The organism is Pseudonocardia tropica (assembly GCF_040105315.1).
GTDB lineage: Bacteria > Actinomycetota > Actinomycetes > Mycobacteriales > Pseudonocardiaceae > Pseudonocardia > Pseudonocardia alni.
Map to the genome: position 1 here is coordinate 89,202 of NZ_JBEDNP010000013.1, position 23,837 is coordinate 113,038.

General features: G+C 73.9%; 22 protein-coding genes. 14 read left to right on the forward strand and 8 right to left on the reverse strand.

Going from position 1 to position 23,837, the window contains the following annotated elements:
* Positions 1-153: 153 nt before the first annotated feature.
* The 6 genes from WHI96_RS20730 (at position 154) to WHI96_RS20755 (ending at position 6,671) form a co-directional block, all read left to right on the forward strand.
* On the forward strand, positions 154-2,172 hold the full coding sequence (locus WHI96_RS20730; RefSeq protein WP_345641799.1) for an ethylmalonyl-CoA mutase: 2,019 nt from the start codon (positions 154-156) through the stop codon (positions 2,170-2,172).
* Between the two features lie 82 nt (positions 2,173-2,254).
* Positions 2,255-3,436, forward strand: coding sequence for a sensor histidine kinase (locus WHI96_RS20735; RefSeq protein WP_345641796.1), 1,182 nt, complete (start codon positions 2,255-2,257; stop codon positions 3,434-3,436).
* On the forward strand, positions 3,433-4,128 hold the full coding sequence (locus tag WHI96_RS20740; RefSeq protein WP_345641793.1) for a response regulator: 696 nt from the start codon (positions 3,433-3,435) through the stop codon (positions 4,126-4,128). Before WHI96_RS20735 ends, WHI96_RS20740 begins: the two co-directional genes overlap by 4 nt.
* 58 nt (positions 4,129-4,186) lie before the next feature.
* Positions 4,187-5,092, forward strand: a complete 906-nt coding sequence (locus WHI96_RS20745; protein WP_345641790.1) for an ATP-binding cassette domain-containing protein — start codon at positions 4,187-4,189, stop codon at positions 5,090-5,092.
* Positions 5,089-5,886, forward strand: a complete 798-nt coding sequence (locus WHI96_RS20750) for an ABC-2 transporter permease family protein (protein ID WP_345641788.1) — start codon at positions 5,089-5,091, stop codon at positions 5,884-5,886. Before WHI96_RS20745 ends, WHI96_RS20750 begins: the two co-directional genes overlap by 4 nt.
* Positions 5,887-5,888: 2 nt before the next feature.
* Positions 5,889-6,671: an ABC transporter permease gene (locus WHI96_RS20755; protein WP_345641785.1), complete on the forward strand. Its 783-nt coding sequence runs from the start codon at positions 5,889-5,891 to the stop codon at positions 6,669-6,671.
* Between the two features lie 30 nt (positions 6,672-6,701).
* Here the strand turns inward: WHI96_RS20755 and WHI96_RS20760 are convergent, their stop codons facing one another.
* From WHI96_RS20760 to WHI96_RS20770, 3 genes are read right to left on the reverse strand one after another with little or no spacing between them, the layout of a single operon-like run.
* Positions 6,702-7,646 (reverse strand): hypothetical protein, encoded by a 945-nt coding sequence (locus WHI96_RS20760; RefSeq protein ID WP_345641782.1) that lies wholly within the window; start codon positions 7,644-7,646, stop codon positions 6,702-6,704.
* A gap of 34 nt (positions 7,647-7,680) precedes the next feature.
* Positions 7,681-8,592 (reverse strand): transporter substrate-binding domain-containing protein, encoded by a 912-nt coding sequence (locus WHI96_RS20765; protein ID WP_345641779.1) that lies wholly within the window; start codon positions 8,590-8,592, stop codon positions 7,681-7,683.
* Between the two features lie 23 nt (positions 8,593-8,615).
* Entirely contained in the window at positions 8,616-9,389 is a 774-nt protein-coding gene (locus WHI96_RS20770; protein ID WP_345641775.1) for an enoyl-CoA hydratase-related protein, read from the reverse strand.
* A gap of 107 nt (positions 9,390-9,496) precedes the next feature.
* On the opposite strand from WHI96_RS20770, the gene WHI96_RS20775 reads away from it, so the two are divergent.
* Both WHI96_RS20775 and WHI96_RS20780 read left to right on the forward strand, forming a co-directional pair.
* Positions 9,497-10,213 (forward strand): TetR/AcrR family transcriptional regulator, encoded by a 717-nt coding sequence (locus WHI96_RS20775; RefSeq protein ID WP_345641772.1) that lies wholly within the window; start codon positions 9,497-9,499, stop codon positions 10,211-10,213.
* 29 nt (positions 10,214-10,242) lie between these two features.
* Positions 10,243-11,487 (forward strand): cytochrome P450 family protein, encoded by a 1,245-nt coding sequence (locus tag WHI96_RS20780; RefSeq protein ID WP_345641769.1) that lies wholly within the window; start codon positions 10,243-10,245, stop codon positions 11,485-11,487.
* A 58-nt stretch (positions 11,488-11,545) separates the two neighbouring features.
* Here WHI96_RS20780 and WHI96_RS20785 read toward each other — a convergent pair whose 3' ends face one another.
* Positions 11,546-12,082, reverse strand: a complete 537-nt coding sequence (locus WHI96_RS20785) for an NUDIX domain-containing protein (protein ID WP_425571531.1) — start codon at positions 12,080-12,082, stop codon at positions 11,546-11,548.
* 45 nt (positions 12,083-12,127) lie between these two features.
* Here WHI96_RS20785 and nucS point away from each other — a divergent pair, with 45 nt between their 5' ends.
* The 4 genes from nucS to WHI96_RS20805 all read left to right on the forward strand — a co-directional run bounded on the left by nucS (position 12,128) and on the right by WHI96_RS20805 (position 16,666).
* Complete coding sequence (gene nucS, locus WHI96_RS20790) at positions 12,128-12,787, forward strand: endonuclease NucS (protein ID WP_345641767.1); 660 nt, start codon at positions 12,128-12,130, stop codon at positions 12,785-12,787.
* Between the two features lie 66 nt (positions 12,788-12,853).
* Positions 12,854-14,386, forward strand: coding sequence for an aldehyde dehydrogenase family protein (locus tag WHI96_RS20795; RefSeq protein ID WP_425571526.1), 1,533 nt, complete (start codon positions 12,854-12,856; stop codon positions 14,384-14,386).
* A 146-nt stretch (positions 14,387-14,532) separates the two neighbouring features.
* On the forward strand, positions 14,533-16,317 hold the full coding sequence (locus WHI96_RS20800; RefSeq protein WP_345641764.1) for a 3-hydroxyacyl-CoA dehydrogenase family protein: 1,785 nt from the start codon (positions 14,533-14,535) through the stop codon (positions 16,315-16,317).
* Positions 16,318-16,429: 112 nt separating this feature from the next.
* Positions 16,430-16,666 carry an Rv1322 family protein gene (locus WHI96_RS20805; RefSeq protein ID WP_345641761.1) on the forward strand — a complete coding sequence of 79 codons (237 nt, stop codon included), beginning with the start codon at positions 16,430-16,432 and terminating at the stop codon, positions 16,664-16,666.
* A gap of 15 nt (positions 16,667-16,681) precedes the next feature.
* Here WHI96_RS20805 and WHI96_RS20810 read toward each other — a convergent pair whose 3' ends face one another.
* The 3 genes from WHI96_RS20810 to mce form a co-directional block, all read right to left on the reverse strand.
* Positions 16,682-18,037 carry a coiled-coil domain-containing protein gene (locus WHI96_RS20810; RefSeq protein WP_345641757.1) on the reverse strand — a complete coding sequence of 452 codons (1,356 nt, stop codon included), beginning with the start codon at positions 18,035-18,037 and terminating at the stop codon, positions 16,682-16,684.
* 133 nt (positions 18,038-18,170) lie between these two features.
* Complete coding sequence (ccrA, locus tag WHI96_RS20815; protein WP_345641754.1) at positions 18,171-19,502, reverse strand: crotonyl-CoA carboxylase/reductase; 1,332 nt, start codon at positions 19,500-19,502, stop codon at positions 18,171-18,173.
* A gap of 188 nt (positions 19,503-19,690) precedes the next feature.
* On the reverse strand, positions 19,691-20,149 hold the full coding sequence (gene mce, locus WHI96_RS20820; protein ID WP_345641750.1) for a methylmalonyl-CoA epimerase: 459 nt from the start codon (positions 20,147-20,149) through the stop codon (positions 19,691-19,693).
* Positions 20,150-20,286: 137 nt separating this feature from the next.
* On the opposite strand from mce, the gene WHI96_RS20825 reads away from it, so the two are divergent.
* Both WHI96_RS20825 and meaB read left to right on the forward strand, forming a co-directional pair.
* Positions 20,287-21,474 (forward strand): acetyl-CoA C-acetyltransferase, encoded by a 1,188-nt coding sequence (locus tag WHI96_RS20825; RefSeq protein ID WP_345641747.1) that lies wholly within the window; start codon positions 20,287-20,289, stop codon positions 21,472-21,474.
* Positions 21,475-21,548: 74 nt separating this feature from the next.
* On the forward strand, positions 21,549-22,541 hold the full coding sequence (meaB, locus tag WHI96_RS20830; RefSeq protein ID WP_345641745.1) for a methylmalonyl Co-A mutase-associated GTPase MeaB: 993 nt from the start codon (positions 21,549-21,551) through the stop codon (positions 22,539-22,541).
* Positions 22,542-22,556: 15 nt separating this feature from the next.
* On the opposite strand, the gene WHI96_RS20835 is transcribed toward meaB, so the two are convergent.
* Positions 22,557-23,663: a hypothetical protein gene (locus tag WHI96_RS20835; protein ID WP_345641742.1), complete on the reverse strand. Its 1,107-nt coding sequence runs from the start codon at positions 23,661-23,663 to the stop codon at positions 22,557-22,559.
* Positions 23,664-23,837 lie beyond the last annotated feature (174 nt).

Below are 23,837 nucleotides of genomic sequence, written 5' to 3' on the forward strand. Positions count from 1 at the left end.
AGCGTTCGGTTTCCCGTGCGATTCGCGTACTTTGCCGAACATGCCGACTGTGACGAGTGACGACTCCGTGCCCGTCGCCGGCTACTGACGAGTACTCTCTGCCCGCATCACAGGTAGTGCCGACTGTGCTCCCGCGACGACACGGAGGTTCCGGTGCCGTACCCCACCGATCGTGAGCGCGACCGTCCGTGGGTGATCCGCACCTACGCCGGTCACTCCTCGGCGGAGAAGACCAACGAGCTCTACCGCCGCAACCTGGCCAAGGGCCAGACGGGTCTGTCGGTGGCCTTCGACCTCCCGACCCAGACCGGCTACGACCCGGACGACGAGCTCGCCAGGGGCGAGGTCGGCAAGGTCGGCGTGCCGGTCAGCCACATCGGTGACATGCGCACCCTGTTCGAGGGGATCCCGGTCGCCGAGGCCAACACCTCGATGACGATCAACGCCCCGGCGATGTGGCTGCTCGCGCTGTACGTGGCCGTCGCCGAGGAGCAGGCGGAGCAGTCCGGTCTGGACTACGCCGAGGTCCGCGCGAAGCTCGCCGGGACGACCCAGAACGACATCGTCAAGGAGTACCTGTCGCGGGGCACCTACGTGTTCCCGCCCGCGCCCAGCCTGCGCCTGATCACCGACATGGTGGCCTGGTCGGTCGGTGAGATCCCGAAGTGGAACCCGATCAACATCTGCAGCTACCACCTGCAGGAGGCCGGGGCGACGCCGACGCAGGAGCTGGCCTACGCGCTGTCCACCGCGATCGCCGTCCTCGACTCGGTGCGCGACTCCGGGCAGGTGCCGCCGGAGAAGTTCGGCGACGTCGTCGGACGCATCTCGTTCTTCGTCAACGCCGGCATCCGGTTCGTCGAGGAGATGTGCAAGCTCCGGGCGCTGGGCCGGCTCTGGGACGAGATCACCCTGGAGCGCTACGGCGTCGAGAACCCCAAGCAGCGACGCCTGCGCTACGGCGTGCAGGTCAACTCGCTCGGGCTGACCGAGGCGCAGCCGGAGAACAACGTCCAGCGCATCGTGCTGGAGATGCTCGCCGTCACCCTGTCCAAGGACGCCCGGGCCCGTGCGGTCCAGCTGCCCGCCTGGAACGAGGCGCTCGGCCTGCCGCGGCCGTGGGACCAGCAGTGGGCGCTGCGGATGCAGCAGGTGCTGGCCTACGAGACCGACCTGCTGGAGTACGAGGACATCTTCGACGGCTCCCGGGTCGTCGAGGCGAAGGTGGCCGAGCTCGTCGAGGGCGCCCGCGCCGAGATCGACCGGGTACAGGAGATGGGCGGCGCGGTCGCGGCCGTCGAGTCCGGCTACATGAAGGGCGAGCTGGTCAACTCCCTCGCCGCCCGTCGTCGCCGGCTGGAGTCCGGCGACGAGGTCGTGGTCGGGGTCAACAAGTTCGACACGACCGAGCCGAGCCCGCTGCAGGCCGAGGGCGCCGACGCGATCTTCACCGTCGACCCGGCGACCGAGCGGTCCGCGGTCGAGGCGATCCGCGAGTGGCGTGCCGCGCGGGACCAGGACGCCGTCGACGAGGCGCTGCGGGCGCTGCGCGACGCGGCCAAGACCGAGCAGAACCTCATGCAGGTCTCGATCGACTGCGCGAAGGCGGGCGTGACCACCGGCGAGTGGTCCGGAGCGCTGCGCGAGGTGTTCGGGGAATTCCGGGCCCCGACCGGGGTGGCGGGGGCGAGCATGTCCGGCGAGGGCGCCACCGAGATCTCCGAGGTCCGCGAGCGGGTCCGCGCCACCGGCGACGAGCTGGGGCAGCGGCTGCGGATGCTCGTCGGCAAGCCCGGCCTCGACGGCCACTCCAACGGCGCCGAGCAGGTCGCCGTGCGTGCCCGCGACGTCGGGTTCGAGGTCGTCTACCAGGGGATCCGGCTCACGCCGTCGCAGATCGTGGCGGCGGCGGTCCAGGAGGGCGTGCACGCCGTCGGGCTGTCGGTGCTGTCCGGGTCGCACCTGGAGGTCGTGCCCGCGGTCGTGCGGGGGCTGCGCGACGCCGGGGCCGGGGAGGTGCCGGTCGTCGTCGGCGGGATCATCCCGCCCGAGGACGAGAAGCGGCTGCGCGAGGGCGGGGTCGCGGCGGTGTTCACGCCGAAGAACTTCCGGCTGACCGGGATGATGGACGAGATCGTCACCCTGATCCGGCGGTCCCAGGGGCTGGACTGACCGGGGCGGGCACCGACGTGGGCCGGGCGGCGGGGGCCGTGTGCATACTGGCGCGGTGCCCGCAGGAAGTCCCGCTCCCGGCGTGAGCACCCGGCCGCCCCGGTCGCCCCGGTCGCCGGACCGAGTCCGTCCGTACCTCGTCGACGGGGCCGTCGCCGGAGCGGTCTTCCTCTACTCGTTGCCGCTGCTGCCCGCCGCCGTCCCGGAACGGCTGTCCCCGCTCGTGGCGGCGGTCCTGACAGCCGCCGTGTGCGGCTCGTACCTGCTCTCCCGGGAGCGGCCCGTCGTCGCCCACGGAACCGGCGCCCTCGCCGTCGGCGCCCAGCTCGTCCTGGGGATCGGGTTCGTCCCGGCGACCGTCGTCCCGCTCCTCACCCTGTACCGGGTGGCCGTGCGGTGCGGTCGTCGTGCGTCCGCGGTCCTCGCCGTCCTCACGGCTGTCGCGGTCGTGGCCGCCGCGGCGCGGTGGGACGACCCGTACTTCGGCGTCCCCGAGGTCGTGTCCGCGGTGCTGCTCGTGGCATCGGTCTGGGTATGGGGGACCACGATCGGCGTCCGCCGGGCGTACGTCGTCGCCGTCGAGGAACGCGCCGCGCAGCTGGAGCGGGAGCAGGAGAACCTCCGGCGCATCGTGTTGGCGACCGAACGGACCCGCATCGCGCGCGAGCTCCACGACGTCGTCTCGCACGGCCTGGGTGTGGTCGTGGTGCTGGCCGCCGGTGCCGCCGCCCAGGCACGTACGGACCCGGCCGCGGCGGAGCGGGCCATGCGGGCCGTGGAGCTGACTGGGCGCCGCTCGCTGTCGGAGATGCGGCGGATGCTCGACGTGCTCCGCGACGACGAGCCGGGGCCCACGGGCCCGCAGCCCGGACTCGCACAGCTCGACCGGCTGCTCGACGAGGTGCGGGCCGCCGGCCTGCCGGTCGAACTCGTCGTCTCCGGGGAGCGGACCGGGCTGGCGGCCGGAGTCGACCTCACCGCCTATCGCATCGTGCAGGAGGCGCTGACGAACGTCCGCCGACACGCGGGCCCGGAGGTGACCGGAGCCGCGGTGGAGCTGCGGTTCGGGCAGGAGGGGCTCGTCGTCCGGGTGGCCGACGACGGCGGCGGTCCCGCCGGCCCGGACCCGGCCGCGGGGACCGGACGCGGTCTCGTCGGGATGCGGGAACGGGTGGCCGGCTGCGGGGGCACGCTGCACACCGGGCCGGGTCGGACGGGTGGGTTCGAGGTCCTCGCGCACCTCCCGCCGGGAGGTGCGGTGTGACCGTCCGCGTCATCCTGGTCGACGACCAGGAACTGGTCCGGATCGGCTTCCGCATGGCGCTCGACGCGGTGGAGGGGATCACCGTCGTGGGGGAGGCCGACGACGGGGACACGGCCGTCGAGACCGTCCGCTCCGTCGAGGCCGACGTCGTCCTGATGGACGTGCGGATGCCGAGGATGGACGGTGTCGAGGCGACGCGCCGGATCGTCGAGGCCGGCGGGCCCCGCATCCTGGTGCTGACGACCTTCGACCTCGACGAGTACGCCTACGACGCCCTGCGGGCCGGCGCCGGGGGATTCCTGGTGAAGGACACGCCGCTGGCCGAACTGGTCGCCGCGATCCGCCACGTGCACGCCGGCGACGCCGTCGTCGCTCCCCGCACGACGCGGCGGCTGCTCGAGCACGTCCTCCACGGCCGGGTGCCCGGTCCGCGGCGCCGCCGTCGAGTCCCGGGGCTCGACGAGCTGACCACCCGAGAGCACGAGGTCCTCATCCTGGTGGCACGGGGTATGTCGAACTCCGAGATCGCCGGCGCGCTCACCCTCTCCGGGGGGACGGTCAAGGTCCACGTCAGCAGAATCCTGAGCAAGCTCGGACTGCGGGACCGGGTGCAGGCCGTCGTGCTCGCCTACGAGAGCGGGGTGGTGGGCGTGGGCGAGGAGGGGACGGGCTCCGTACCTCCCCGGACATAGCCGGGGTTATCTCCGCAGCCGGATGCGACGGGGCCGGTCGCCGCGCGAGCGTGTCGGTGTGACTCCGGCGATCCGCACCCAGAGACTGAGCAAGGTCTACGGCGACCGCACCGTCGTCGCCGATCTCGACCTGAACGTCCCCACCGGCTGCGTCTACGGCTTCCTGGGCCCCAACGGGTCCGGCAAGACGACAACCATGAAGATGATCCTCTCGCTGGTCCGCCCGAGCCGCGGCGCCATCGAGCTGATGGGCCGCCCGCTGGACCGCTCGACGCGACGGTCCCTGCTCCGCCGAGTCGGGTCCCTGATCGAGGCGCCCCCCGGTTACGGCCACCTCACCGGTGGGGAGAACATGCGGGTCGTCCAACGCCTGCTCGGCTTGAGCGACCGCCAGGTCACGCGCGCGGTCGAGACCGTGCGGCTGCGGGACCACCTCGGCAGGAAGGTCGGCACCTACTCGCTGGGGATGAAGCAGCGGCTCGGGATCGCGATGGCCCTCGCACGCGAGCCGGCACTGCTCCTGCTCGACGAACCCACCAACGGTCTCGACCCGGCCGGCATCGAGGAGATACGCGACCTGCTGTCGGCACTGGCGGCGGCCGGGACGACCGTCATGGTCTCCAGCCACCTGTTGGGGGAGATCGACCGGACCGCCACCGTGCTGGGCATCCTCGGCGGGGGACGTCTGCTGTTCGAGGGCCCCCGGGAGGACCTGCTCGCCCGCTCCGCCCCGGAGGTCCTGTTCGAGACCTCGGACCCGCGGCACGCCGCGTCGCTGGTCGCACCGCACCACCGGGTCCGGATCGACGGCGCGACCGTGCGGGTGCGCGGGGTGGACCACCGCGCCACGGCTCGCATCGTGGCGGCGCTCGTCCGCCACGGCGTCGACGTGCACGGCGTGTCCCGCGAACGCCGGTCCCTCGAGGACGTGTTCAGGGACCTGACCGGGGGGCGGGGGCTGTGACGGCCCGCGCCGCCGCCGGCGTCACGGCGACCCGTACGCCAACCGCCGCGGCGGTCCGCACCGAGTTCGCGAAGATGCGCGGGCTGCGCACGGCACCAGTGCTCACCGCGATGGTGGCCGGCGTCGTCGTGCTCACCTGCCGCGAGCTGGTCTCTCCGGGCTTCGCCGAGAGCGTGTCCGATCCGTCCGGAACCGCGTGGGACCGGCTCCTGGCGGCCTCCGCCCTTGCCGTGCGGCTGCTCAGCCCGGTCGGCGTCGCGGTGGTGGCCAGCAGGCTCGTCGATCCCGAACACCGGGGTCGCGGCTGGCTCCTCTCGCACACCGTCGGCCTGCCGGGGGGACGGCTCTGCCGCGCCAAGTGGCTCGCGGGCGGGGCGTTGCTCACCGGCGCGACGGTCGGACAGAGCCTGGCCGTTCTCGGAGTCGGGCGGCTGGCCGGTGTCACCGCCGACGTTCCCGGCACCCGGTGGCTCACCTGGACAGCGGCGGTCCTGACAGTCTCGCTCGTGCTGCTCGCCGCGCACCTCGTGCTCGGCGCGCTCGTCGAGAACCAGCTCGTCGGCATCGGGGTCGGCGTCGTCGGCGTCTTCGTGGCCGCGTCGGCCCCCGCGCTGCCGGGGTGGGCCGCCGTGCTGACCCCGTGGGGTCACTACGCACTGGTCACCCCGGTCCGGTACCGGGACGTGCACCTGGTGGCCACGGACCCGCCGCTGTTCGGCACCGTCGCGATGGCGGTCGTCGCCGCGGCGGTCGTCGTTCTCGTCACCCATCGGCTCGACCGACGGGAGGTCTGACCGTGGGCTCGGTCGTCGCGGAGCTGCTGAAGCTCCGGCGGTCCCACAGCTGGGCCGTCGTCGTCGCGCTGCCGCTGATGGCGGTGTTCACCGGGACGGCCACCACCCTGGCCTCTGGCCGGCCGCTCGACGACGGCTGGCAGACCCTGTGGCTGAGGGTCGTCGTGTTCCACGGGCTCGTCCCGCAGGCGGTGGGTCTCGCCGCGCTGGGGTCGCTGGTCTGGCGGGTGGAGCACCGGCCGGGGAACTGGGACGCGCTGACCGGGCGCGGTGTCGGCGGCCGGGAGATCGTGCTCGGCAAGCTCGCCGCCCTGTCGGTCCTGGCCGCCGTGATGCAGGTCTTCCTGCTGCTGGGCACCGCCGTGGCCGGGACGCTGGTGTTCGACCTGCCCGGGCTGCCGCCGCTCCGTCACGTCCTCGTCACCGCGGTGGTCGTGGTCGCGTGCATCCCGGTACTCGCGCTCCAGTCCGCCCTGTCGATGCGGATGCGGTCGTTCGCCGCGCCCGTGGCGATCGCCCTGGTCGGGGCGGTCGTGTCGGTCGGGGTCCTGCTGGCGGGGACCGGTGCGTTCCTCGTGGCGGTGCCGTACGCGCTGCTCGCACGGGCGACCCAACTGGGAACCGGGGTCGTCGCGGACGACGGCACGATCACGGCCGGGACCGTGCTGGGCATCGTGGCCGCGGCCGTGGTCACGACCGCGGTACTCGTCGAGACGACCGCGCGACTGCTCGAGCGCGGAGACCTCCACCAGGGCGTCCGCAGCGGATCCCGCGGTCCCGGATGACCACCTCGAGGCCCGCGGCGAGCGGACCGGTCAGCCCTCGTCCTTCTCACTGCCCCGGCGGCTCAGCAGCCGGAAGCCGGGGATCCCGATGATCGCCTGCCGGACCTCCTTGAGCACGTCCAGGAGCTCGTGCACGTCCGGTCCGACACGGTCCAGCGTCGTGAGGATCGGCATGATGTCGTCCTCCATGTGCTCGGTGAACCTGGGCAGCTGGTCCACCAGCCGGATCGCGGCGCGCACCTCCTCCTCGGAGAGCTCGTCGACGAAGCGCTGGGCCAGCGGAGCCGCCCGGCGGGCCAGCGGGCCGTAGAGGTCCAGCAGCTCACCGGCCTGCTCGCTGGCGCCCGCGGCCTGTTCGACGACCTCGCCCGCCCGGTCGGACACCGCCTTCGCCGCGGTGACGACACCGGTCGCGTCGGTGGTGACGGTCTCGACCTGCCCGATGAGGCCGCCGGCGCGCTCGCTGATCTCGCCGACGGTGCGGATGAGACCGCCCGCCTCGTCGGAGACGGTGGTGACCCGGCGGACCAGGCCGTCGGCCTGCTCGGACACGGTGGTGACCTTGCGGACCAGGGTGTCGGCCTCGTCGGCGACCCCGCCGACCCGCGCGACCAGGTCCTCGGCGTTCCCGGCGACGCCGGTGACCCGGGCGACGAGCGCCTCGGCCTGCTCGGCGACGGGGCGGACCCGGGACACGAGCTCGGTCGCCTCCCCGGCGACGGTGTCCACGGTCCCGATCAGCCCCTCGGCCCGGTCGACGACGCCGTCCACCCGGTCGAGCAGCTGCTCGGCGCGGGTCGCGATCGTGCCGATCCGGCCGACCAGCGAGCCGACCTCCTCCAGCAGCTCCCCGGCCCGGGCGGGCAGCCCGGCGACGGTCCCGGCGAGGTCGCCGGTCGCCTCGACCACGGAGGCCGCGCCGGAGAGCAGGTCGGACGGGCCGGGAACGTCGATACCCGCGATGCGCAGCGCCATGGCCCGGATCATTCCAGGCCGACGACCGCGCGGCTCAGGAGTCTGGGGTGCGGGTGCAGAGCTCGTCGACGGTGAGGTCGCGCGGCGGCAGGTTGGCCGCGGTGAACCCGAACGGCGCGGCGAGCTCCAGCCAGCGCCCGGACTCCTGCAGCGCGGTGAGCCCGCGGTCGAACTCGTCGCGGAAGGCGCCGTCGGCGGGTCGGAAGGCGAACGCCCCGGCCCCGAGGACCGTTCGTCCCGCGACCTCGGGGGCGAACGCGGCGGTCACCTCCAGGCCGATGCCCGCGTTGCGGCGGACCTCGTCGAGCAGCGAGATGCGGGTGAGCGCCCCGACCTGCGCGCCGCCGTTCGCGACCTCGCGCACCAGCGCGCCCTGCGAGTCGACGGTCACGATGTGCTCGGCCCGGATGCCCGCCGCCAGTGCGTACTCCTGCTCGGCGCTGCCGTCGAGCACCGCCAGCGTCGCCCCGGACCGGCGGACCCCGGCCAGCGTCGCGACGCCCAGCGGGTTCCCGACCGGAACCACCAGACCGGTGCCCGCCACGTAGTCGGGGCGGGAGAACGCGACCTGCTGGCAGCGTAGCGCGGTGATCGTCAGCCCGACCGCGATGACGTCGAAGCGGCCGTCGAGCAGGCCGGGTATGAGCTGGTCGAACTTCGTCTGGACCGCGGCCAGGCCGCTGCCGCCGAGACCGGTGACGACGGCGCGGGCCACCTCCGGACTCTCCCCGGTGGCCCGGCCGGAGCCGTCGGTGTAGCCGAACGGACGTTCCCCGGACAGCCCGACGACGACGTCACCGCCGGCCCGCAGCCGGGACAGCGGGTCCGACGGCCCCCCACAGCCGCCCAGCAGCGGCCCGGCCAGCGCGGTCCCGCCGAGGGCGGCGGCCGCCCCCAGCAGACGGCGCCGGCTCAGCCGGGTGGTGGTGGTGGTGCGGATCTGCATGGTCCCGCGAGCCTAGGTGCCGATCAGTCGGTCCACTCCGGGGCCCGCTTCTCCAGGAACGACGCCATGCCCTCGCGGGCGCCACCGGACTGCGACATCGACGCCATGACCTCGGCCGCGACGGCGTAGGCGTCGGCCTCGGGACGGTCGAGCTGGGCGTAGAGGGTCTGCTTGCCGACGGCCTTGGACAGCCTGCTGCCCCGGGTCGCGCGGGCGAGCAGCCCGTCCACGCGGGCGTCGAGGTCGTCGTCGGGGACGGCGTGGTTGATCAGGCCCCAGTCGGCGGCGGTGGCCGCGTCGATCGGGTCCCCGGTCAGGGCCAGCTCCATCAGCCGCTTGCGGCCGATGTTCCGCGCGACCGGGACGGCCGGGGTGTGGCAGAACCAGCCGCCCTTGCCACCGGGCAGCGCGAACGTCGCGGACTCCGCGGCGACGGCGAGGTCGCAGGACGCGACGAGCTGGCAGCCCGCGGCCCAGGCCGTCGCGTGCACCCGGGCGATCACGACCTGCGGCACCTCCTGCACGGTGCGCATGACCGTCGTGCACAGCCGCAGCAGGGAGCGGACCCCTGCGAGGTCGCGGGCGGCGACGTCGCCGAAGTCGTGGCCGGAGGAGAAGGCCTTGCCCTCCCCGGCCAGCACGATGCCGGTCGCGTCGCTGCGTCCGGCGCTCTCGAAGGCGTCCAGCAGCTCGCGCAGGTGGTCCTCGGTGAGCGAGTTGCGGCGCTGCGGGCGGTTCATCGTGATCCGGACCGTGTCGCCGTCCTGCTTCACCAGGAGGTGCTCGTAGTCGGTCATGGAACGACGGTAGCCCGGAATCCGCTCGCCGCCGAGGGGCGGACGCGCTACCGTGACGCTGTGACCGGATTCGTCGATCCGGTCACGGACGAGGAACCGGAGGAGCGGTGGCGGTACCGGACGGGGTCGCGGCGGAGGACACCGCGCGGATGGAGCGGGTGCTCGACGCGGCGGCCGAGCTGCTCGTGCGCCGCGGCTACCGGGGGGTGACCGTCGAGGACGTCGCGCGCCGGGCGGGGGTCGGCAAGGGCACCGTCTACCTGCACGTCCGCACCAAGGACGCGCTGTTCCTCACCGTGCTGCTGCGCTCGCAGCGGCGGCTGTTCGCCGACCTGGCCGACCGGATGCTCGTCGAGCCCGCCGTCGCGTTGCCCTGGAGGATGTCGCGCGAGCTGTACGAGCGGCTGCGTGCCGACGAGGTGGCGCGCGCGCTGTACCTGGGCGACGGCGAGGTCCTCGGCCGGCTCGCGCACGAGGCCGCCGGCACCCTCGGGGAGCTGGGCCGCCGCCGGGACGCCGTGGTGCGCGGACACTTCCGGCTGCTGCGGTCGGCCGGACTCGTCGACGACGCGCTGTCCGCCGACGAGCAGGTCCACGCCTGGGGCGCGCTGACCTGGGGCTACCTGTTCACCGAGAGTGCGGCGAGCCCGTTCGCCCCCACCGATCCGCGGCGCACCGCGGAGCTGATCCAGCACGGCGTGGCCCGCCTGCTGGCCGGGCCCGCCCCGGCCGCCCGGGCGTCGGAGGTCGCCGCGGCCGTCGCCGAGCTGTACCGGCCGCTCGTCGAGCACATCGACGCGGAGTGGAGACGTCGCGTCCGCTGACCCGGGCGCGCGAGGAGAGGAGTGGTGAGATGGCCGCACCGGACACCGGAGCCGTGGACCTGCTGGACCCGGCCCTGACCGCCGACCCGTACGACGGCTACGCGCGCCTGCGCGAGCAGGCCCCGACCACGACCGTGACGATGATGGGCAGCCCGCCGGCCGTCCTCGTCACCCGCTACGACGACGTGCGCGCCGTCCTGACCGACCCGCGGTTCGTCACCGACCCGGCGCTCGCGGGCGGGTCGGACACCCGCGAGAAGATCATGGCGCAGATGGGGGTGCCCGACGACGTCGCGGACTACCTGGTGCGCACCATCCTCACCGTCGACGGCGACGAGCACAGCCGGCTGCGCAAGCTCGTGTCGCGCGCGTTCACGGTGAAGCGGGTGGCGGCGCTGCGCCCGCGGGTGGAGGAGATCACCGCCGCCCTGCTCGACGACGTCGCCGCCGCCGGGGCCGGTGGCGCGCCGGTGGACCTGATGGAGGCGCTGGCCTACCCGCTGCCGATCACCGTGATCTGCGAGCTCGTCGGGGTGCCCGGGCCCGAGCGCGCGCAGTGGCACGAGTGGGGCGCGGTGATGACCACGATGGACCGCGAGCGGACCGGGCCCGCGCTGCGGGCGGCGATCGCCCACGTGCACGCCCTCGTCGACGCCCGCCGGGCCGACCCCGCCGACGACCTGATCAGCGCCCTGATCGCCGCCCAGGACGACGACGGCGACCGGCTCTCGGACCGCGAGATGGTCACGATGATCTTCGCGATCGTCATGGCCGGGCACGAGACGACGGCGCACCTGGTCACCAACGGCGTGCTGGCACTGCTGGGCGCCCCGGACCAGCTCGCCGCGCTGCGGGCCGACCCGGCCGGCTGGCCGGGCGCGGTGCACGAGCTGATGCGCGCCCGCGGCCCGGTGCAGTTCACCCAGTTCCGGTACCCGACCGTCGACGTCGAGCTGGGCGGCACCGTCGTGCCCGCCGGGACCCCGGTCATCGCCGGGCTGCTGCCGGCCAACCACGATCCGCGCGCCTACGACCGGCCCGACGTGCTCGACGTCGCCCGGGAGACCGGGCGGGGCGAGGGACACCTCGGGTTCGGGCAGGGCGCGCACTACTGCCTGGGCGCCGCGCTGGCCCGGCAGGAGGGCGAGGTGGCCTTCCGGATGCTGTTCGAACGGTTCCCGGACCTGCGGCTCGCCGTGCCGGCCGCGGAGGTCACCTGGCTGCCCCGCCCCGGGTTCAGCCGGGTGGCGGCGCTGCCGGTGCTCACCGGGTGATCGCCGGGAGTGGAGCGCCGGGTGCGGTGCACTGCGTCCCCCGCTCCACTCCCGCCGATCATGCGCGCGCGTCGTGCAGGGCCAGCAGCGCCCAGGCGGCGAGGGACTGCGCGTCGGTCAGGTCGCCGCGGCGGACCATCGCCTCGAACCCGTCCGCGGTGAACCAGGCGGCGCGCATGTCCTGCTCGGAGTGCTCGCGGCGCGGCGGGCCCGCGGTCAGCCCGGTCGCGAGGTAGACGTGCCCGCGCTGGCTGGACATGCCCGGCGCGCAGTCGAGCGTGCCGAGCAGGGTCATCCGTGCCGCGGCCAGCCCGGTCTCCTCGACGAGCTCGCGCACCGCGAGCTCCGCCGGGTCCACGTCGGCGCGGTCGGGCGCGGTGCCCGCCGGGAACTCCCAGCGGCGCCCGCCCACCGGGTAGCGGTACTGCTCGACCAGGTGCAGACGGCCGTCGTCGTCGCGGGGGATCACCAGTGCGTAGGTGGGCTTGTCGACGACGCCGTAGATCCCCCCGGTGCCGTCGGCACGCCGGATGCCGTCCTCCCGGACGGTCATCCAGTCGTTGGCGTACACCTGGCGGCTCGAGGTCTGCTCGATCACCCGCCCAGGATGATCCACCCACCCGGCCTTACAGTGAGCCGGGTGCGTCTCGTCATCGCCCGCTGCCAGGTGGACTACGTCGGACGGCTGACCGCCCACCTGCCCATGGCCCTCCGCCTGCTGCTGGTCAAGCGGGACGGCTCGGTGAGCATCCACGCCGACGACCGCGCCTACAAGCCGCTCAACTGGATGTCGCCGCCGTGCTGGCTCACCGAGGAGCCGGGTGTGTGGACGGTGCGGAACAAGGCCGACGAGTCGCTGGTCATCACCATCGACGAGGTGCTGCACGACTCCAGTCACGAACTCGGCGTCGACCCCGGCCTGGTCAAGGACGGCGTCGAGGCGCACCTGCAGGAGCTGCTCGCCGCGCATCCGGAGACCTTCGGGGAGGGCCACACGCTGGTCCGCCGCGAGTACATGACCGCCGTCGGCCCGGTCGACCTGCTGCTGCGCGACGGGAACGGCGCGCACGTCGCGGTCGAGGTGAAGCGCCGCGGCGAGATCGACGGCGTCGAGCAGCTCACCCGGTACCTGGAGCTGATGAACCGCGACCCGCTGCTCGCGCCGGTGCACGGGGTGTTCGCGGCCCAGCAGATCAAGCCGCAGGCCCGCACGCTGGCCGTCGACCGCGGGATCCGTTGCGTGACCGTCGACTACGACGCGCTGCGCGGGACGGCGCGCGACGACCTGCTCCTGTTCTGACCCGGACGGCCCGGCCGGGCCGGCGCGGGCCCGGCCGGGCCCTGTCACGGCGTCTAGCCTGACCACGTGAGTGCCACCGCCGCTGACTCCGTCCCCACGACCGCCGCCGTGCCGGCGGCGGGGGACTTCGCGTCCCTGTCGCCGCGTACCGGGGAGGAGCTCGCCCGCTACCCCGTCCACGACGGCGAGCACGTGCGCGCCGCCGTCCGCGCCGCCGGCGAGGCCGGGGTGTGGTGGGACGGGCTCGGGTTCGCCGAGCGCCGTCGCCGGCTCGCGGCCTGGAAGAAGGTGCTGGTCGCGCAGCTCGACCGGGTCGCCGGTGTCGTCGCCGCCGAGACCGGCAAGCCCCTCGACGACGCCCGCCTCGAGGTCGTGCTCGCCATCGACCACCTGGACTGGGCCTCGGCCAACGCCGCGAAGGTGCTCGGGAAGCGCTCGGTGTCCCCGGGCCTGCTGATGGCGAACCAGGCGGCGTCGGTGGCGTACCGGCCGCTGGGCGTCGTCGGCGTCATCGGGCCGTGGAACTACCCGATCTTCACGCCGATGGGCTCGATCGCCTACGCGCTGGCCGCCGGCAACACCGTGGTGTTCAAGCCCTCGGAGCTGACCCCGGGAGTCGGGCACGAGATCGCCCGCACGCTGGCCGAGGCCGTTCCCGAGGTGGGCCGCCACCCGCTGCTGACCGTCGTCACCGGGTTCGGGCCGACCGGCGCCGAGCTGTGCCGCGCCCCCGGCGTCGGCAAGATCGCGTTCACCGGGTCCGCCGCGACCGGCCGCCGGGTGATGGCCTCCTGCGCGGAGAACCTGGTGCCGGTGCTCATGGAGTGCGGTGGCAAGGACCCGCTGATCGTCGACGCCGACGCCGACCTCGACGCCGCCGCGGACGCCGCCGTCTGGGGCGGGATGTCCAACGCGGGGCAGACCTGCGTCGGGGTGGAGCGGGTCTACGTCGTCGAGTCCGTCGCGGGCCGGTTCCTGGAGAAGGTGCGCGCCGCGGCGTCGAGGCTGCAGGTCGGCACGGCCACGAGCGAGGGCGACCTCGGGCCGATGACGATGCCGTCGCAGACCGAGATCGTGCGCCGGCACGTCACCGACGCCCTGGAGCGCGGTGGCCGCGCGATCGTCGGCGGCGCCGACTCGGTGCCCGCGCACGGCGGGTCGATCTCCCCGGTCGTCATCGCCGACGTGCCCGAGGACTCCGTCGCGGTCACCGAGGAGACCTTCGGCCCGCTGGTGGTGGTCAACCGGGTGCCCGACGTCGACGAGGCGGTCCGCCGCGCCAACGCCACCGGCTACGGCCTCGGCGCGACCGTGTTCTCCGCGAAGCACGGCGAGCGGATCGCCGAGCGGCTGCGCTGCGGGATGGTCTCGGTCAACGGCGTGATCTCCTTCGCCGGGATCCCGTCGCTGCCCTTCGGCGGGGTGGGGGAGTCCGGCTTCGGCCGCATCCACGGCGCCGACGGGCTCCGCGAGTTCACCCGCACCCAGTCGATCGCCCGGCAGCGGTTCGGGATGCCGATCGTCGTCACCAGCTTCAAGCGGACCGCGCGGACGATGCAGGCGCTCGTCGGCATCGTGAAGGCCCGGCACGGGCGCTGAGCCGCATCCTCCCTCACCCGACGACCAGGGCCGTTCCTGCACCTAGGGGTGGTCCTCGTCGCATGTTACCCACTGGTAGCAGCTCGGGATGACAGGATCGGCGCCGACGCGGAAGACAGGGTTGTCCCGATCCAGGAGGTTGCAGCGTGGCACGTGAGTTCCGGACCGTCGGAGTGGTCGGCCTCGGCACGATGGGGGCGGGCATCGTCGAGGTCTTCGCCCGCAACGGTCTCGACGTGATCGCCGTCGAGGTGGACGAGGCGGCAGGGGAGCGCGGCCGGGCGCACCTGGCCGCCTCGACCGACCGCGCCATCGAGCGCGGCAAGCTCACCCGGGAGCAGGCCGACGAGCTCCTCGGCCGCATCACCGTCACCACCGTCCTGGCCGACCTGGCGGCGGCGCAGCTGGTCGTCGAGGCCATCCCGGAGAGCCTGGACGCCAAGACCGCGCTGCTGGCCGAGGTCGACAAGGTCGTCGCCGAGGACACCATCCTCGCCTCGAACACCTCGTCGCTGTCGGTCACCGAGCTGGCCGTGCGCACCACGCGGCCCGGCAAGGTCGTCGGGATGCACTTCTTCAACCCGGCACCGGTGCAGAAGCTGGTCGAGGTCGTGCGGACCGTCGTCACCGAGCCCGACGTCATCTCCGACGTCCAGGCGTTCGCCGACTCCCTCGGGAAGGTCCCGGTCGTCATCGGCGACCGCGCCGGCTTCATCGCCAACGCGCTGCTGTTCGGCTACCTGAACCACGCGGCGAAGATGTACGCCGAGCGCTACGCCAGCCGCGAGGACCTCGACGCCGGCATGCGCTACGGCTGCGGCTACCCGATGGGTCCGCTGGCCCTGCTCGACCTCATCGGCCTGGACACCGCCTACGAGATCCTCGAGACGATGTACGGCGAGTCGCGCAACCTGATGCACGCGCCGAACCCGGTGTTCAAGCAGATGATCACCGCCGGGCTGCTCGGCCGGAAGACCGGACGCGGCTTCTACACCTACTCCGCCCCGCACAGCTCCACCGTCGTCGCCGACGGCGAGACCCCGGCCTCGGCCGTGCCCGGCGACGTGACCCTGCGCGGCGTGCAGCGGGTCGGCGTGATCGGCACCGGCACCATGGCCTCGGGCATCGTCGAGGTCTTCGCCAAGGCCGGCTACGACGTCCTCGTCCGCGGCCGCAGCGACTCCAAGGTCGAGGGCTCGATCGCGCTGGTGCGCACGTCCCTGGACAAGGCGGTCGCCCGCGGCAAGCTGGACGAGGCGGGCCGCGACGCCGTCCTCGCCCGGATCAGCGGCACCACCGCGCTGGAGGACATGGCCGAGGTCGACCTCGTCGTCGAGGCCGTCGCCGAGGAGCTCGGCGTCAAGCGGGCGATGTTCGGCGCGCTCGACGAGATCTGCAAGCCGGGCGCGATCCTGGCGACGACGACGTCCTCGCTGCCCGTCGTCGAGTGCGCCGCGGTCACGAGTCGCCCCGGCGACGTGATCGGCATGCACTTCTTCAACCCCGCGCCGGTCATGAAGCTGGTCGAGGTCGTGTCCACGATCGGCACCTCGCGCGACGTGGCCGCCACCGTCCTCGACGTGTGCCAGAAGCTCAAGAAGGTGCCGGTGAGCTGCGGCGACCGGGCCGGGTTCATCGTCAACGCGCTGCTGTTCCCGTACCTGAACGACGCGGTGAAGATGCTCGAGGCCCACTACGCCACCGCCGACGACATCGACGCCGCCATGAAGACCGGCTGCGCGCTGCCGATGGGCCCGTTCGAGCTGCTCGACGTCGTCGGGCTCGACGTGTCGCTGGCGATCGAGAAGTCCCTGCACGCCGAGTTCCACCAGGCCGGGTTCGCCCCCGCGCCGCTGCTGGAGCACCTGGTCACCGCGGGGCGGCTCGGGCGCAAGACCGGACACGGGTTCCGGGACTACACCAAGCGCTGAGAGATCCCGATCTCCCTGGGAGACTGGGAGCATGGCAGGCAGGCGTGCGCGACGGCCCCGCCCCTCGGAACGGGGGCGGGGCCGTCCCGTCGCACCGCCGCTCGGTAGCGGCATGACGACCGACCTCGAGACCGGCCGCGACGGCGAGCACTACGTCCGCCGGGTGCCGGGTGGCACCACGGTGAAGCACTACCGGTGCCCCGGCTGCGACCAGCTGCTGCCCTCGGGGACGCCGCACGTGGTGACCTGGCCCGCCGAGGACGGCCGCGGGGTCGAGGAGCGGCGGCACTGGCACCTGCCGTGCTGGAACGCGCGCGACCGCCGTCGGGCGGGGTTCCGGCGGCACTGAGCCGCCCGGCTCCGGTCAGCGGGTGCGTGCGGCGCGCTTGCTGCCGCCGTAGCCGCTGCGGGCCCGCGGCGAGGGCCGGGGGCGGCCGGACCCGGAGGACCCGCTCCCCGCCGACGCGGTCGGGGGCTCCGGCTCGCTCTCCGCGGCCGCGGCGGACCGGCGCTCCTTCGCCGTGACCGCCTCCTCGACCGTGCGGGGCGTGCCCGCGGGGGTGTCGGCGGTGCCCGGCGCGGCGGGAGCCCCGGCGGCGTGCGGCTCGGCGGCCCGGGGCCCGCCCGGGGGCTGCTCGGTGGGGGCCTGCCCCGCGGGCGGCTCGCCGGCGGGCAGGTCGGCCAGGGCCGGGCCCGCGTCGAGGTCGTCGACGCCGGACTCGATGAGCGACCGGGCGCCACGCAGCTGCTCGGCGACCCGGGCGCGCAGCCCGGTGAGCTGCTCGACACGGCGCTGGGCGGCGGAGGTGGTCTCCTCGGCGTCCCGGCGGGCGTCGGACCGGATCTTCTCGCCGTCGGTGCGGGCCTGGTCCAGGTCACGGCGGATCCGGTCCGCGGCCTCGCGCTCACGGCGCGAGATGTCGGCCTCGAGCGCGTCGCGCTCGGCGAACAGCGAGGTCAGCGCCTCGGTACGGCGCTGGTCCATCGCGATCCGGAAGTCGTGCTCGATCTGCTCGCGGTTCTCCCGGGCCTCGGTGTCGGCGCGGGTGATCCGGGCGGTGACGGTGCGCTCGGCCTCGGTGAGCTCGCGCTCGGAGGTGCTGCGCTGCTCGGCGAGGTCGCGCTCGGTCGTCGTGCGCCGCTCGGCCAGCTCGGCCTCGGTGACGCGGCGCCGTTCGGCGAGCTCGGCCTCGGTGCGCTCGCGCAGCGCGGCCAGCTCCCGCTCGACGCGGGCCTGCTTCTCCTCGACGGCGCGCTCGCGCTCGGCGGACCGGTGCGCGGCCTCCGCGGCCGTGGCCTCGGCCTGCGCGACGGTCTGCCCGGCCCGGGCACGCGCGTCCTCGACGACGGTGCGGGCGTGCTCCTCGACCTGGCGGCGCTGCTCGGCGACCTCGCGGTTCGCCGCGGCGTGCATCGCGGCGACCTCGTCCTCGGCGAGGCGCAGCATCGACCGGAGCCGCTCGCTCATGCCCTGCACGCTCTGCGGCGGGCCGGCGAGCCGGTTGACCTGCTGCTGCATGGCCTCGGTGCGGCTGCGGGCGTCGTCGAGTTCGCGGCTCAGCCGGGTGTTCTGGGCGACCGCGGCGTCACGGTCGGCGGCCAACATGCGCACCTCGGCGTCGAGCCGACGCAGGTGGCTGTCGACCTGCGCCTGCTCGTAGCCGCGGCGCGCGATCGAGAAACCGGTCCGGGGTACGGGCACATCGTGGTCACCGGCCATGTCGTTCACCGTACCGTCGCCGACGTTCCACAGACATGAGTTCGGCACCGAGGGTCACGGGGTTCACCCCGCTATGGACAGAGGCCCCGTCCGTGTGACACGGACGGGGCCTCCGGGTGAGCGACGGGGGAGGTCAGACGCCCCGGAACCGGTTGATGCCGGAGAGGTGCTTCTCGCGCTTCTCCGGGTTCGTGACACCCAGTCCCTCCTCGGGGGCCAGCGCGAGCACGCCGACCTTGCCCTGGTGGAGGTTCTGCTTGACGTCGTTGGCGGCCTGGCCGGTCTCGGCCAGCGAGTACACCCGCGACAGGGTCGGGTGGATCATGCCCTTGGCGACGAGCCGGTTGGCCTCGTAGGCCTCCCGGTAGTTCGCGAAGTGCGAGCCGACGATCCGCTTGAGGTTCATCCACAGGTAGCGGTTGTCGAACTCGTGCATGTAGCCCGAGGTCGAGGCGCAGGTGACGATCTGGCCGCCCTTGCGGGTGACGTAGACCGACGCGCCGAAGGTCTCGCGGCCCGGGTGCTCGAAGACGATGTCGGGATCCTCACCTCCGGTGAGCTCGCGGATCTTCGCGCCGAGCCGCTTCCACTCCTTCGGGTCCTGGGTGGTCTCGTCCTTCCAGAACTTGTAGCCCTCGGCGTTGCGGTCGATGACCAGCTCCGCGCCCATGTCGCGGCAGATCTTGGCCTTCTCCTCCGAGGAGACGACGCAGATCGGGGTGGCGCCGCCGTTGAGGGCGAACTGGGTGGCGTAGGAGCCGAGGCCGCCGGAGGCGCCCCAGATCAGCACGACGTCGCCCTGCTTCATGTCGGCGCCGTTCTTCGACACCAGCTGGCGGTAGGCGGTGGAGTTGACCAGGCCCGGGGACGCGGCCTCCTCCCAGGTGAGGTGGTCCGGCTTCGGCATCAGCTGGTTGGACTTGACCAGCGCCAGCTCGGCGAGACCGCCGAAGTTGGTCTCGAAGCCCCAGATGCGCTGCTCCGGGTCCATCATCGTGTCGGAGTGCCCGTCGGGGCTCTCCAGCTCGACCGAGAGGCAGTGCGCGACGACCTGGTCGCCCGGCTTCCAGGTATTCACGCCCGGCCCGGTCCGCACGACGACGCCGGCGAGGTCGGAGCCGACCACGTGGTACGGCAGGTCGTGCCGCTTGGCCAGCGGCGAGAGCTTGCCGTAGCGCCTGAGGAAGCTGAACGTCGAGACGGGCTCGAAGATCGAGGTCCAGACGGTGTTGTAGTTGATCGCGCTGGCCATGACGGCCACGAGCGCCTCACCGGGGCCGAGCTCGGGGACCGGGACGTCCTCGACGCGCAGGCTCTTGCGCGGGTCCTTCTCCTTGGTGGTCAGCCCCTCGAACATGTCCGCGTCTTCGGCGCGGACGGTGACGCCCTGGTAGTGCTCGGGCACCTCCAGGCCTCCGACGTCGGTGAACTGTCCGGCGAGGATGGCGTCGCGGATGTCCTTCACTGCTGGCCTCCGATAGCGACGTTGTCAGGGGAGTCGGGTGGGCTCACCCGATGTTGCTTGGGATACCACACGCTACTGCGTAGTATCTTAATCGTAGGTCGCCGGTGAGGGAGATACCCGAGTGGCCTTCGTGATACACCCCACCGGCTGTCCGTACTGTCCTTCGGGACGGGGTCGTGCCGCGTCGGTCAGTGCGCGTCGGCGGCCGGCTCGACGAGCTCGACCAGTACCCCGCCGGCGTCCTTCGGGTGCACGAAGTTGACCTTCGAGTTCGACGTGCCGCGGCGCGGGGCGTCGTAGAGCAGGCGCAGGCCCTTCTCCCGCAGCGCGTCCGCCGCGGCGGCGACGTCGGTCACCCGGTAGGCGACCTGCTGCAGGCCCGGACCGTTGCGGCCGATGAACTTCGCGATCGTCGAGTCCTCGTTCAGCGGGGCGAGCAGCTGCACCTTCGTGGCGCCGGCCGCCTCGCCCGGGGCGCCCAGCATGGCCTCGCGCACACCCTGCTCGGTGTTGGTCTCGGTGTGCACCGCGACCAGGCCCAGGTTGTCCGCGTACCAGCGGATGGCCTCGTCCAGGTCGGGCACGGCGATGCCCACGTGGTCCACGGCCACGACCAGCGGCGACAGGGCGTCCTCGGTTGTCGTCATGGGGGCAGAAGCTACCGGTTCTACTCGTCGGTAGGAGCCTGTGCCGCTGCTCACCCCCACCGTTCGGTGCGTCCGGACGGGGCGCGGCGGTGGGTATGGTGGCGGCCCACCTGACAACGAAGCCTGATGGAGGACCCGTGTCCGGAACCGTGATCGTCTCTGGCGCCCGCACCCCGATGGGCCGTCTGCTCGGCTCCCTGAAGGGCTTCTCCGGGGCCCAGCTGGGTGGCGTCGCCATCAAGGCCGCGCTCGAGCGGGCCGGTGTGGCCCCCGACCAGGTCCAGTACACGATCATGGGCCAGGTCCTCACCGCCGGTGCGGGTCAGATCCCGGCGCGTCAGGCCGCCGTCGAGGCCGGCATCCCGATGGACGTCCCGGCGCTGACCATCAACAAGGTCTGCCTGTCCGGTGTCGACGCCATCGCGCTGGCCGACCAGCTCATCCGCGCGGGCGAGTTCGACATCGTCGTCGCCGGTGGCCAGGAGTCGATGACCCAGGCCCCGCACCTGCTCACCAAGTCCCGCGAGGGCACCAAGTTCGGCGACACCACCCTCACCGACCACATGGCCTACGACGGACTGTTCTGCGCGTTCGACCAGGTCGCGATGGGTGCCTCCACCGAGAAGTACAACGAGCGCTACGGCCTGACCCGCGAGGAGCAGGACGCCTTCTCCGCCCGCTCGCATCAGCGCGCCGCCCGCGCCGCGCAGGACGGCTCGTTCGACCAGGAGATCGCGCCGGTCGAGATCCCGCAGCGCAAGGGCGACCCGGTGATCTTCTCCACCGACGAGGGCGTCCGCGGGGAGACCACGGCGGAGAGCCTGGGCAAGCTCCGGCCCGCGTTCGCCGCCGACGGCACCATCACCGCGGGATCGGCCTCGCAGATCTCCGACGGCGCGGCCGCCGTGGTCGTGATGAGCAAGGCCAAGGCCGAGGAGCTGGGTCTGGACTGGCTCGCCGAGATCGGCGCGCACGGCGTCGTCGCGGGTCCGGACGCCTCGCTGCACGAGCAGCCCGCGAACGCGATCGCCAAGGCGTGCGAGAAGGAGGGTATCCAGCCCGCCGACCTCGACCTGGTCGAGCTCAACGAGGCGTTCGCCGCGGTCGGCATCGTCTCCGCCCGCAAGCTCGGCATCGACGAGGAGAAGGTGAACGTCGACGGCGGCGCGATCGCCCTCGGCCACCCGATCGGGGCGTCCGGCGCGCGGATCGCGCTGCACCTGGCGTTCGCGCTCAAGGCGCGCGGCGGCGGCGTCGGTGCGGCCGCGCTGTGCGGCGGCGGCGGCCAGGGCGACGCGCTGATCGTGCGCGTCCCCAAGGCCTGATCTCCGTCAGGCCACGTCGGCCCCCGCCTCGGCGGGGGCCGACGTGCATCCGCCCCCCGACAAGGAGGCCGACCGTGCCCGGACCGCCGGACCCCCTCGACCTGGTGGAACGCGCCCGCCGCGGCGAGCAGCTCGCCGTCGCCCGGCTCATCTCGATGGTGGAGAACGCCGGGCCGCAGCTGCGGGAGGTGTCGGCGGCACTGTCGCCGTACACCGGGCGGGCGCACGTCGTCGGGCTGACCGGGTCCCCGGGCGTGGGCAAGTCGACCTCGACGTCGGCGCTGGTCACCGAGCTGCGGGCGCGCGGGCGCCGGGTCGGGGTGCTGGCGGTGGACCCGTCCTCACCGTTCAGCGGCGGGGCGCTGCTGGGCGACCGGGTACGGATGGGCGACCACGCCGACGACGACGGCGTCTTCATCCGGTCGATGGCCACCCGCGGGCACCTGGGCGGGCTGTCCTGGGCGACGCCGCAGGCCCTGCGCGTACTCGACGCCGCGGGCTGCGACGTCGTGCTGATCGAGACCGTCGGCGTCGGGCAGTCCGAGGTGGAGATCGTCGGGCTCGCCGACAGCACCGTCGTGCTGCTCGCGCCCGGGATGGGCGACGGCGTCCAGGCGGCCAAGGCCGGGATCCTGGAGATCGGCGACGTCTTCGTGGTCAACAAGGCCGACCGCGAGGGGGCCCGCCGCACGGTGCGCGAGCTGCGGAACATGCTGCACCTGCGCATCCCGGACGACGCCGGGAGGAGCGCAGGCGGCACGAGCATCGGCACTGAGCCGTGGGAGCCGCCGGTGCTCTCGACGGTCGCGTCCCGCTCGGAGGGGATCGGGGCCGTCGCCGACGCCCTCGACGAGCACCTCGCCTGGGCCGGGAAGTCCGGTGAACGGGAACGGCGGCGCCGCGAGCGGGCGCGCCGTGAGATCGAGGGCATCGGGATGGAACAGGTCCGGGCCCGGATGGAACGGGTGCGCGGCGGCGATGCGCTCGACACCCTCACCGAGCGGGTGCTGGGCGGCGAGCTGGACCCGTGGGCCGCCGCCGACGAGCTGCTGGAGCAGTCGGGCTGAGCTGATACCCCTCGGTCAGGGGGGCGTGACCCCGGGCAGCGTCGCGAGCCGGTCGAGGACGCGCTGCGACCCGCTGCGCAGGGCGAGTGCACGGGCCCGGGCGTGGGCGGCCCGCGCGGCGGGGCCGTCGCCGTCACGCAGGGCGGCGAGCACCGCGTCCAGGGCGAGGTCGGTGCGCTCGCGGACCGGGCGCTGCGGCGGGCCGTCGGCGACGGTGAGCCACGCGGGGGCGGTGTGGACGTCGATGGTCGGGCACGGCCCGGGGGCGGCCCGTCCGGTCTCGCCGCCCTGCCCGGTCTCGCCGCTGTGTCCGGCCCCGTCCCCGGAGGCGGCCTCCCCGGGCCCCGTGGCGCCCGTCGACGTCGCCGCGCGCCGTCCGGCGGCGCCGCCGTGCGGTCCGGCCGGATCCGGAGCGCCGTCCTGCGCGTCGACGGCGGGCAGCTCGGCCAGCAGCCGCTCCCGCCGGTGCCGGGCCTCGTCCGCGGCGCCCGGGTCACCGGCCCGCAGGGCCGCGGACTCCGCCTCGACGTAGGCCGCCCACGCCCGGTCCGGGGCGGCACGGTCGCGTTCCTGGTCCCCGAGCCGCAGCGCGGCCCCGGCGAGCAGCCCGGTGAGTGCCCGCACCCGGCGCGGGTCCCGCGCGTGCGCGGCCGGCTCGCGCAGCTGGGCGACCACGGCGGCCACCGCGTCGTGGGCGGCGGCCGTGCCCAGCCGGTCGTCCAGTGCGGCGGTGGCGGCCCACTGGGCGCGCAGCAGGTCCAGCTCCTGCTCCCCGACGGCGGCGGCCCGCTCCAGCGCCGCCCGCAGCCGCGCCGCCCCGTCGAGGGGGTCCGGCCCGGTCGCGCCGGCGAGGCCGAGCCCGGCGGGGGTGCTGTCGTACAGCTCGGCCAGGAGTGCGCGGTGCGCGGCGTCCGGGACGGCGTGGCCGTTCTCCCAGCGCGACAGCTGGGTCTTCAGGCTCGCGGCCCGCGCGGTGCCGCCGCTCCCGGTGACGAGCGCGGCCAGCGCGCGGGCCGCCTCGGACTGGGACCAGCCCCGCCGGTCCCGCGCCGCCCGCAGCGCCGCGCCGGTGCCGGGCCGGTCGGGGGAGGGCCGGTCGGGGGAGGGCGGTGGAGCGTGCACGCGACCGATTCTGTCGGTGCCCCGTCGTAGGGTCAACACCGTTGACGCAACCCGCGTCACCACCACCCCGAACCCTCCGGAGCGTGCCCGTGGACCTCATCGACTACCTGGCGTGCGTGGGTCTGTCGGGCCTCAGCGGAGCGCTGGCCGGGCGGGCCGCGGTGCGGCGGATGC

Coding starts and splice junctions, on each gene's coding strand:
- WHI96_RS20760 (WP_345641782.1), bottom strand. CDS start 7,646: ATGGCGCTGCGCATCGCGGGTATCGACGTTCCCGGCCCGTCCGACCTG.
- WHI96_RS20765 (WP_345641779.1), bottom strand. CDS start 8,592: ATGCAGATCCGCACCACCACCACCACCCGGCTGAGCCGGCGCCGTCTG.
- WHI96_RS20770 (WP_345641775.1), bottom strand. CDS start 9,389: ATGACCGACTACGAGCACCTCCTGGTGAAGCAGGACGGCGACACGGTC.
- WHI96_RS20780 (WP_345641769.1), top strand. CDS start 10,243: ATGGCCGCACCGGACACCGGAGCCGTGGACCTGCTGGACCCGGCCCTG.
- WHI96_RS20805 (WP_345641761.1), top strand. CDS start 16,430: ATGACGACCGACCTCGAGACCGGCCGCGACGGCGAGCACTACGTCCGC.
- WHI96_RS20810 (WP_345641757.1), bottom strand. CDS start 18,037: ATGGCCGGTGACCACGATGTGCCCGTACCCCGGACCGGTTTCTCGATC.
- mce (WP_345641750.1), bottom strand. CDS start 20,149: ATGACGACAACCGAGGACGCCCTGTCGCCGCTGGTCGTGGCCGTGGAC.